The organism is Actinomadura sp. 9N407 (assembly GCF_044326315.1).
In the GTDB taxonomy this organism is placed as follows: Bacteria; Actinomycetota; Actinomycetes; order Streptosporangiales; family Streptosporangiaceae; genus Spirillospora.
The window spans coordinates 135,512-145,112 of the sequence record NZ_JBIRAW010000029.1; the positions used below are offsets into that span (position 1 = coordinate 135,512).

Below are 9,601 nucleotides of genomic sequence, written 5' to 3' on the forward strand. Positions count from 1 at the left end.
CCTGCACGACCCCTGTACGACTCCGAGGGAGCGCCCGACATGACCAAAGCCCCCACCGAACTCGCCGAGGAAGTCCGCGAGCAGGTCAAGGACCGCAGCTCCTACCTCGGTGTCATCGACCGCCTCAACAAGGCGTCGGTCGAGAAGCACTGGGAGGCGTACGCCGACATCCCCTGGGACGACCCCGACCTCGCGATCGACCCCAAGGACCCGCGCTGGATCCTGGGCGATCTCGACCAGCTCGGCCGGACCGAGTGGTACCGGTCGCAGCCCGAGGAGGTCCAGGCGCAGATCGGCCTGTGGCGGGTGGCCACCGCCATGAAGATCGGCCTGCAGTTCGAGAACCTGCTCAAGCGCGGGCTGCTCAACTACGCCTACTGGCTGCCCAACGGGCGGCCCGAGTTCCGGTACGTCTACCACGAGACGACCGAGGAATGCCATCACGGCATGATGTTCCAGGAGTTCGTGAACCGGTCCAAGCTGCCCGTCCGCGGCATGCCCAAGGCACTGACCATGATCGCGCAGGTCGCGCCGTGGATCCCGCTGGTCAACACGGAGCTGTTCTTCATCTTCGTGCTCGGCGGCGAGGACCCGATCGACTACGTCCAGCGCAAGAACCTCAAGGGCGGGCACATCAAGCACCCGCTCGAGCAGATGATCATGAAGATCCACATCGCCGAGGAGGCCCGGCACATCTCGTTCGCCCGGCACTACCTCAAGCACCGGGTCCCGAACCTGACCAAGGGCCGGCGGCGCGCCATCGGCTTCGTCTCGCCGCTGATCCTCGGCTGGATGGCGCGGATCATGCTCTCCCCGCCCGGACCGATGGTCAAGCACTTCGCCATCCCCCCGGAGGTCGTCCGCGAGGCGTACAAGGACGGCGCCCACATGGACGAGGTCAGCGACTCGGTCGGCAAGGTCCGCGACCTGCTGGCCGAGCTGGACCTGATCACCCCGGTCAACCGGCGGCTGTGGAAGGTGCTCGGCATCTGGGACGAGCCGAAGGCCCGCCGCACCGCCCGCACGACCCGTACCGCCAAGGCCGCCTGAACCGGCTCGACCCCGGCCTGAACCGGCTGCCTGGATCGGCTGCCCGGATCGGCTCCCGGGATCGGCTGCCCGGATCGAAGCGGCCCGAGGCCGAGCGACGCCGTCCCGGCCCGCCCGAATGTGAGCATCGGGCGGGCCGGGTCTGTTGCCCGGGCGGCTGTTCAACCGGACGTGCCCGGCCCTAGACTCTCAGCGCAATTACACAGACCATCCAATACGCGGAGCGGAGCGAGCGATGAGCATTGCGATCGTGACCGGAGGCGCATCCGGCATCGGCCGGGCGATCGCCACGTCCCTGGTGGCCCGCGGCGACACCGTGGTCGTCACCGACATCGACGAGGGCGGCGCCGGCAAGGTCGCCGACCGGCTCAACACGCTCGGCCGCGGCAAGGCCACCGCGGCCCGGCTGGACGTGACCGACGCCGCCGCGGTGGCCGAGGCCTACCGCGCGGTACGGGACGAGCACGGCCGGCTCGACCTGGTGTTCAACAACGCCGGGATCGCGATCGGCGGGCTGGCCGAGGAGCTCACCCTCGACCACTGGAACCGCGCGATCGACATCAACCTCAAGGGCGTGGTGCACGGCGTGCACGCCGCGTACCCGATCATGCTGGAGCAGGGCTCCGGGCACATCGTCAACACCGCCTCGCTGGCCGGGCTGGTCCCGATGCCGATCGGCATCCCCTACACCGCCACCAAGCACGCGGTCGTGGGCCTGTCCCTCGGCCTGCGCGCCGAGGCCGCCGGCCGGGGCGTCAAGGTCAGCGTCGTGTGCCCCAGCTTCGTCGACACCCCGCTGCTGACCAACGTCAACCCGGACCTGCCCGAGACACCGATGAGCGGCGACGCCAAGAACGACATCGCCAAGGCGTCCCCGCGGCTCTACACCGCCGAGAAGCTGGCCCGCGACGTCATGCGCGGCGTCCGCAGGAACCAGGCGCTCATCGTCGCCCCCGCGCACGGCCGCATCGCCTGGCGCGGCGTCCGCCTCAACCCGGGCGCGGCCGTACGGGTCGCGCAGATCGCCGTCGACCGCATCCGCGCCGACAAGAGCTGACCACCGGGCCGGTCAGCACCGGCCCGGTCTGCACGGCCCGGTCTGCATTGGCCCGGTCTGCACCGGCCTGAACAGCACCGGCACGATCAACACTGGCCCTATCTGCACTGGCAGTGGGACGGCCGGCGCCCTGCGCGCCGGCCGTCCCTGCCGTCACTTCGGGTTGTAGCAGGGCGTATCGAGCCGGTGGTTCCTGGCTGTGGGCCCCGCGTAGAAGTCCGTGATCACCCTCGTGCCGGTGTACTCCCGCTCGTCGGGCCGCGACATCACCGACTGCCGGAACGCCGCCGAGTTCGGGGTACCGGAGAAGTTGCCGGCCTGCGCGGGCAGCATCCCCTCGTAGTCCACCGTGGTGACCTGGCCGAGCGCCTCGTACACGCCGTCCCTGGTCAGGTTCTTGTTCGCCGCCGCCTTCTCCAGCACCGTCTGGAGCGCGTACGAGGTGATCCAGCCGGTGGCGTAGCTGTCGTCCGGCTCCACCCGCCCGACCGCCTGCCGCATGGCGGTGTTGCCCGGCGAGTCGTACGCGAACGGCTTCCAGGGCGCGACGTACCAGAACTTCGCCTTCATCACGGGGAACGACGGCGCGCGCAGCATGTCCTTGCCCCACGTCGGGTTGCTGCCCATGAACTGGCCCTGGAACCCGGCCTGGACGGTCTTCGCCACGATCGTCGCGGCCTCGACCGGCCCGGTCGTCAGCACCACCACGTCCGGCTTGCGCTCCAGGATGGCCGCGATCGCGGCCTCCTGCCCGTCCGCGCCCTGCTTGGTCGGCAGTTCCGCGTAGCTCAGGCCGCGCGCGTTCGCGGCGATCTTCGCGCCCGCCGCCGCGTCGCCGCCGTAGTCCCCGGGGAAGTAGATCGCCATCGCGCTCTCGGCCTTGAAATTGTCGACGGCGTAGTCGACGGCGTTCATGGCCTCGAAGCAGTACGACGCCCCGGCCTCCAGGATGACGTTCTCGAACTCCCACTTGGAGGGGTAGGACGCGGGCACCGCGATCATCCGGTTCGCGCGCAGATCGTTCAGGATCGCGCCGGTCGTCGGCGACCCCAGGCTCTGCGCCAGCGCCAGCACCTTGTCCTTGATCTCCAGGTAGGCGCGGCGGTGCGTCGCGGGATCGTACTTGTTGTCGCGGACGTAGGTCCGGACGTCGATGTCGTACCCGCCGATACCGCCGTCCTTGTTGACCCGGTCCCAGAACGCCTGCTGCGCCCGGGTCAGCGGGCCGCCCAGCAGCCTGAACGGGCCGGCGGTGAGGTCGGAGATCGTCCCCAGGTAGATGCAGCCGTGTTCCTTGTTCACCGGCTTCGGGCACGGCGCCTCGGTGATTCCCGGGACCGGCTCGCCCGCCCCGTCCTCGCCCGCGCCGCCGCAGCCCGCCGCCACCAGCGCCAGCAGGGCGGCCCCGGCGACCATGGCCTTGCCCCGGGTCCGGTACGGGCGCGACCTCGCCGGACGGGGCCGGTCCGCACGGGGCCGGTCCGCACGGGGCCGGTACGGACGCGGCCTGTCAGAGCGCTCGGAGACCATCGATCACTTCCTTGAGAATGCGCACGTCGGGGCGCCCGGCCTGGACGACCGGCTTCTGCACTTCCACCAGCCCGCGCTCCACCAGATCGCCCAGCAGCACCCGGACCACTCCCACCGGCAGCGCCAGTTCGGAGGCCAGTTCCGCCACCGTCAGCGGGTTGAGGCAGCACTCCAGGATTCGCTCGTCCTCAGGCCCCAGCAGTGCGGGCTCCGGCATCGGGACCTCGGCCGTCACCAGGACCGCGATCAGATCGAGGTCACCGCCGCGCTGCCGGGTCCGGCCCCGGGTCACCGCGAACGGCCGGACGACCGGTCCCGCGTCCTCGTCGACCCACAGGTCGTCCGGTCCCCCGCTGGACATCACGCGCCGCCGGGCCCGGACCCGCCGGGCCCGCCCTCGCTCGGACCCGCCTCGTCCTCGCCCGCGTCGTACCAGCCTGGCCCGTACGTACCGAACTCATGCCGGCCCCGCTCGTACCGGCCGGCCTCATGCTCACCGGACTCGCGCCGGCCGGGCTCGTACTGGCCCGGCTCGTACTGGCCCGGCTCGTACTGGCCCGGCTCGGGCTGTCCGAAGGCGTACTGACCCGAGTCGGACGGTCCGGAAGCGTGCTGGCCGGAGTCGCGCGGACCCGGCAGGTACTGACCGGCGGCATGCTCGCCGGAACCCGAGGGACCGAAGGCGTACCGGCCCGAGTCCGACGGTCCGGAGGCGTACCGACCGGAGTCGGACGGTCCGGACCCGAACTGGCCCGAGTCGGACTGGCCCATGTCGGACTGGCCCGAGTCGGACGGTCCGGAGCCGAACTGGCCCGAGTCGGAGGACCCAGGTTCGCCCGCGGTGTCCTCCCGGCCGCGCCGCCAGCCCTGCTGCATCGTGGCCATCAGGTCGCGGGCGGCCTCCGGCGAGCGCGGTGCGGGCTCGTTCTCCGGTACGGCCTGCTCCTGCTGCCGCGCCTTCGCCGACCTCCTGAGCTGAGGTGCCAGGCTGGCCTGGCGGCGCCGTACGGGCAGCTCGCCGGTCGTCAGCGTGGGCGGGTGCTCGGACGGAGGCGTCGGCGCCGCCAGCGGCGTGCCGGCATACGCGACCGGCCCGATCGCGTCGGTCGGCCCGTGCGCCCGCACCGGCTCGCCGGATCCAGGCCCAGGCCCGGGGACGGGCGGCCCGGAGACGAGCTCGGCGGCCGCCGGCGCGGGCGGAAGCTCGGCGGTGGGGGCCGCCTCGATCACGGCCGGACGGCTCGTCTCCGACTCGACCACCAGGTCCTGCGGGATCAGCGCGATGGCGATCACCCCGCCATAGGGCGAGCCGCGCAGCGTGACCCTGATCCCGTGCCGTGCCGCCAGCCGGGCGACGACGAACAGGCCGAGCCGGGCGCTGTCGTCCAGGTCCAGCTCCGGGTCGGTGGTCAGCAGCCGGTTGAAGTCGTCCATGGTCGCGGGGTCGATGCCGAGCCCGCGGTCCTCGACCTCCAGCACGAAGCCGTGCGCGACCTGCTGGCCGGTCACCCGGATCGGGGTGTTGGGCGGGGAGAACGCCGCCGCGTTCTCGATCAGCTCGGCCATCATATGGATGGTGTCGGCGACGGCCGGGCCGCGCAGCGCGGTACGGCCCATCGGGACGACCTCGACGCGGGCGTAGTCCTCCACCTCGGAGACCGCCGCGCGCGCCACGTCCACCAGCCTTACCGGGTTGCGCCAGCTGCGGCCCGAGGGCCGCCCGGACAGGATGACCAGGCCCTCGGCGTGCCGCCGCATCCGGGTCGCCAGTGAATCCAGCTCGAACAGCCGGCGCAGCTCGTCGGGGTCCTCGGTAGCGCGCTGCATCCCCTCCAGCATCCGCAGCAGCCGCTGCAGCAGTGACTGGTTGCGGCGGGCGAGGGTCACGAACACCTCGTTCAGCCGCTTGTGCGCCGCGGCCTCGCCCTCGGCGGCCCGGACGACCGCCCGGCGGGCCTCGGTGAACGCGTGGTCGATCTGCGCGATCTCGGTCACCCGGAACGGACCGGCCGGCGCGCCGCCCAGGCCCTGGCCGGCGATCTCCTCGGGGACGGGCTCGCCCTGCCTGGCCAGCTCCCTGATCTCCGGTAGCCGGTCGTGCGCGAACGTGGTCACCGTGGCGGCCATGCCGCGGCTCTCGGCGATCAGCCGGCGGCCGGCCTGGATCGCGACGGCGATGGCCACCACGACCGCGATCAGTCCCAGCCCGCCCATCAGGCCGAGCCGCAGCAGCACGCCGCTCGCCTCGGCCCGGGCGCGCGCGGTGGTGCCGGAACGGATCGTGTTGGACAGCTCGGCCAGCTGGGCGTCGGCCGCCTCGGTCGAGGTGTGCCAGGCGCCGATGTCGACGGCGGGCCGCTTCTCGGTGGCGCCGCCGCGCATCAGCTGGTTCTCGAGATCCTTGAAGCGGGTGAACTCCGGGCCGGACACGATCCGCTCGTACCGGGCCCGGTCGGCGGACGGCAGCCCGCGCGCGCCGTCGTCGTACAGGAACCGGTGCGCCCCGGCGAACTGCACCAGCTGCAGGTGCTCCTCCTGGCTCAGCTGCCCGGCGGCCAGCGCGCCCGTGACCAGCGCGTCCTCGCGGGAGAGATTCTCTCTGGCGCGTTCCAGCGTACGGAGGATCCGGTTGTCGCGGACCAGCGCGGGGTCCAGCGAGTGCACTTCGTCGTAGATCTCGGCCGCGAGCTCGATGTACTCGGTGTACCGGCCGAGCGCCTGGGGCCGGTCGAGCGTCCGCGCGTCCACCGACCGGCGCAGCGCCTCCAGACCGCCCAGGGAACCGGCGAGCCGCGCCATCCGCTGCCGCGTCGCCGGACGGGTCGCGCCCGTGATCTCGTCGTCGGCCGCCGATCTGCCGAACAGCGAGCGGGTCCGGTCGGTCTCGGCGCGCTGCGCGTCGAACCCGGCCCGTCCGATGGTGGCGTCGTCGCCCAGGAAGGACAGCGACATGCGGCGCTCGTCCTGCAGGGCCGCGATCATCTGGTCGGTCGGCTTGAGCACCTTCTCGGTGAACGTCCGCGCCCGCGTCTGCCGCAGGCTGTCCTGCAGCGACTGGCCGGCGGCGAACGCCCACAGCGCGACCAGCGCGGTGACCGGCAGGATCAGGAGGATGACGATCCTCGACCTGACCGATCTCGTCCTGACCGGCCTCGTCCTGACCCGCCTCGCCTTGACCGGTCTCGTGCGCCCGGCCATCAGGCGCCCACGCCGGCGGCACGGACAACGCTCATCGCGTCCCCTCGCGTTCCTGTGACCCAGCTCACTCGATGGTCTGAGAACGTTACTGCATCCTCGCGAGACACTCGTGTCGATTGCCTCACTGCCCACGATTGTTACTTCTGCGTGACGAAGCGGTCGGGTTTTAGCACAAAGGATCAAGTCCGGATGTGGACCAGGGCACTTGCGCGGGCCCCTGGATCAAGGCACGAGTCCTACCGCTTGTCCGCCGGAAGCTTCGGAAAGTGCAGGTCGAACGCGGGACGCTCGGAACGGATCCGCGGGATCGACGTGAAGTTGTGCCGCGGCGGCGGGCACGACGTCGCCCATTCCAGAGAGTTACCGAATCCCCACGGGTCGTCGGCGGCGACCCGGGGCGCGTGCCGGGCCGTCCGGTAGACGTTGTAGATGAAGAACAGCGTGGAGACGCCCAGGATGAAGGCCCCGAGGCTCGACACGCGGTTCAGCCCGGTGAACTCCTCCGGATAGTCGGCGTACCGGCGCGGCATCCCCTCCGCTCCCAGCCAGTGCTGGACGAGGAACGTCATGTGGAAGCCGACGAACAGGAACCAGAAGTGCACCTTGCCGAGCGCCTCGTTCATCATCTTCCCGGTCATCTTCGGCCACCAGAAGTAGAAGCCCGCGAACATCGCGAACACCACCGTGCCGAACACCACGTAATGGAAGTGTGCCACCACGAAATAGGAGTCGGTGACGTGGAAGTCCAGCGGCGGAGAGGCCAGGATCACCCCGGTCAGCCCGCCGAACAGGAACGTGACCAGGAAACCCACCGAGAACAGCATCGGCGTCTCCATGGTGATCTTTCCCCGCCACATGGTGCCGACCCAGTTGAAGAACTTGATGCCGGTAGGGACCGCGATCAGGAACGACATGAACGAGAAGAACGGCAGCAGCACCTGCCCGGTGGCGAACATGTGGTGCGCCCACACCACCATCGACAGCCCCGCGATGAGGAGCGTCGCACCGACCATGCCGAGATAGCCGAACAGCGGCTTGCGGCTGAACACCGGGATGACCTCGGTGATGATCCCGAAGAACGGCAGCGCGATGATGTAGACCTCGGGATGGCCGAAGAACCAGAACAGATGCTGCCAGAGCAGCGCGCCGCCCAGGGCCGGGTCGAACACGTGCGATCCCAGCCGCCGGTCCGACTCCAGTGCCAGCAGCGCCGCCGCCAGCACCGGGAAGGCCAGCAGCACCAGCAGGCTGGTCAGCAGGATGTTCCAGGTGAAGATCGGCATCCGGAACATCGTCATGCCCGGTGCCCGCATCCCGATGATCGTGGTGATGAAGTTGACGCCGCCCAGGATCGTGCCGAGGCCGGACAGCACCAGCCCCATGATCCACAGATCCCCGCCCACGCCCGGCGAGCGCAGATCGCTCGACAACGGCGTGTATCCCGTCCAGCCGAAGCTGGCCGCCCCGCCCGGCGCCACGAACGAGAAGAACACGATCAGCCCGCCGAACAGGAACAGCCAGTAGCTGAACATGTTGAGCCGCGGGAACGCCACGTCCGGAGCACCGATCTGCAGCGGCATGATCACGTTCGCGAACCCCACGAACAGCGGCGTCGCGAACAGCAGCAGCATCACCGTCCCGTGAATGGTGAACATCTGGTTGTACTGCTCGTTGCTCACCCACTGCCGGCCCGGCTCGGCCAGCTCCGCCCGCAGCACCATCGCCATCAGCCCGGCCAGCAGGAAGAAGACGAACGAGGTGGTCAGATACAGGTAACCGATCACCTTGTGATCGGTCGTCGTCAACCACGACACCAGCGCGGACCCCTGGGGACGCTCCCGGGGAGGCGCCTCGGGTACGGGGCGGCCGAGAAGGACCATGCCGACGCTCCTACGGGATCACGTCAAGGAAGGGATCACGTCAACTATTCGCCGTCGCCCCACCAGACGCAATAGCCCGGCCCCCGCCACACGGTCTGGAAGCGACATAGTCTGGAAGGCGTGGAACGCATTCTGGTCAGTGCCTGCCTGCTGGGACGGCCCGTCCGCTACGACGGCGCCGCCAAGCCGGTGCACGATGCCCTGATGGAACGCTGGCGCGCCGAGGGACGGCTCGTCTCGTTCTGCCCCGAGGTATCGGGCGGCCTCTCCACCCCGCGTCCTCCCGCCGAGATCGACGGCGACGCCGCGGCCGTCCTGGACGGCACGGCTGTCCTGGGGGGCACGGCTGTCCTGGGGGGCACAGCTGTCCTAGAAGGCACAGCCCGCGTTCGTACCGACACCGGTGAAGACGTCACCGAGCAGTTGGTGCGGGGAGCCCGCCTGGCCCTCGAAGCCGCCGAACGCGCCGGCGCCCGGATGGCCGTCCTCAAGGAGGGCAGCCCCTCCTGTGCCAAGCACCGCCTCTACGACGGCACCTTCTCCGGCACCAGAACACCCGGCGCCGGTATCACGACGACACTCCTGGAACGCTCGGGAATCCGCGTCTTCACCGAGGAGGAGTTGCCGGCCGCCGCAGCCCACCTGGCCGGCCTGGAAGCACGTTCCGACGTAACACCCTGAGCTGTCGTAACGCCTTGAGCCGTGACCGTGTCCCAGAAGGGCCGCGGAAAGGGCTGTAAAGAATGATCAAGGGCGCGCAAAAGGGTCGTGAAATGAGAAAGGCCCCGCCATTTCTGGCGGGGCCTTTCCCTTAATATATGTCCGGCGGTGTCCTACTCTCCCACACAGTCTCCCATGCAGTACCATCGGCGCTGAAGGGCTTAAC

7 protein-coding genes are annotated in these 9,601 nt (G+C 70.1%); 3 read left to right on the plus strand and 4 right to left on the minus strand.

Features of this window, described 5'->3' with window-relative positions; genetic code table 11:
• Positions 1-39: 39 nt before the first annotated feature.
• Positions 40-1,050 (plus strand): diiron oxygenase, encoded by a 1,011-nt coding sequence (locus ACH34Q_RS35095; protein ID WP_395987452.1) that lies wholly within the window; start codon positions 40-42, stop codon positions 1,048-1,050.
• A gap of 235 nt (positions 1,051-1,285) precedes the next feature.
• A complete protein-coding gene (locus ACH34Q_RS35100; RefSeq protein WP_395987453.1) occupies positions 1,286-2,107 on the plus strand; it encodes an SDR family NAD(P)-dependent oxidoreductase in 822 nt (273 codons plus the stop codon).
• 153 nt (positions 2,108-2,260) lie between these two features.
• Here the strand turns inward: ACH34Q_RS35100 and ACH34Q_RS35105 are convergent, their stop codons facing one another.
• The 4 genes from ACH34Q_RS35105 to ctaD form a co-directional block, all read right to left on the minus strand.
• Positions 2,261-3,637, minus strand: a complete 1,377-nt coding sequence (locus ACH34Q_RS35105; protein ID WP_395987454.1) for an ABC transporter substrate-binding protein — start codon at positions 3,635-3,637, stop codon at positions 2,261-2,263.
• Positions 3,618-3,998: a DUF742 domain-containing protein gene (locus tag ACH34Q_RS35110; RefSeq protein WP_395987455.1), complete on the minus strand. Its 381-nt coding sequence runs from the start codon at positions 3,996-3,998 to the stop codon at positions 3,618-3,620. The genes ACH34Q_RS35105 and ACH34Q_RS35110 overlap by 20 nt, the downstream gene beginning before the upstream one ends.
• Positions 3,998-6,835: a nitrate- and nitrite sensing domain-containing protein gene (locus tag ACH34Q_RS35115; protein WP_395987456.1), complete on the minus strand. Its 2,838-nt coding sequence runs from the start codon at positions 6,833-6,835 to the stop codon at positions 3,998-4,000. The genes ACH34Q_RS35110 and ACH34Q_RS35115 overlap by 1 nt, the downstream gene beginning before the upstream one ends.
• 236 nt (positions 6,836-7,071) lie before the next feature.
• A complete protein-coding gene (gene ctaD, locus ACH34Q_RS35120) occupies positions 7,072-8,715 on the minus strand; it encodes a cytochrome c oxidase subunit I (RefSeq protein ID WP_395987457.1) in 1,644 nt (547 codons plus the stop codon).
• A gap of 120 nt (positions 8,716-8,835) precedes the next feature.
• Between ctaD and ACH34Q_RS35125 the strand changes: the two genes are divergently transcribed.
• On the plus strand, positions 8,836-9,396 hold the full coding sequence (locus tag ACH34Q_RS35125; protein ID WP_395987458.1) for a DUF523 domain-containing protein: 561 nt from the start codon (positions 8,836-8,838) through the stop codon (positions 9,394-9,396).
• The last annotated feature ends 205 nt before the right edge of the window (positions 9,397-9,601 follow it).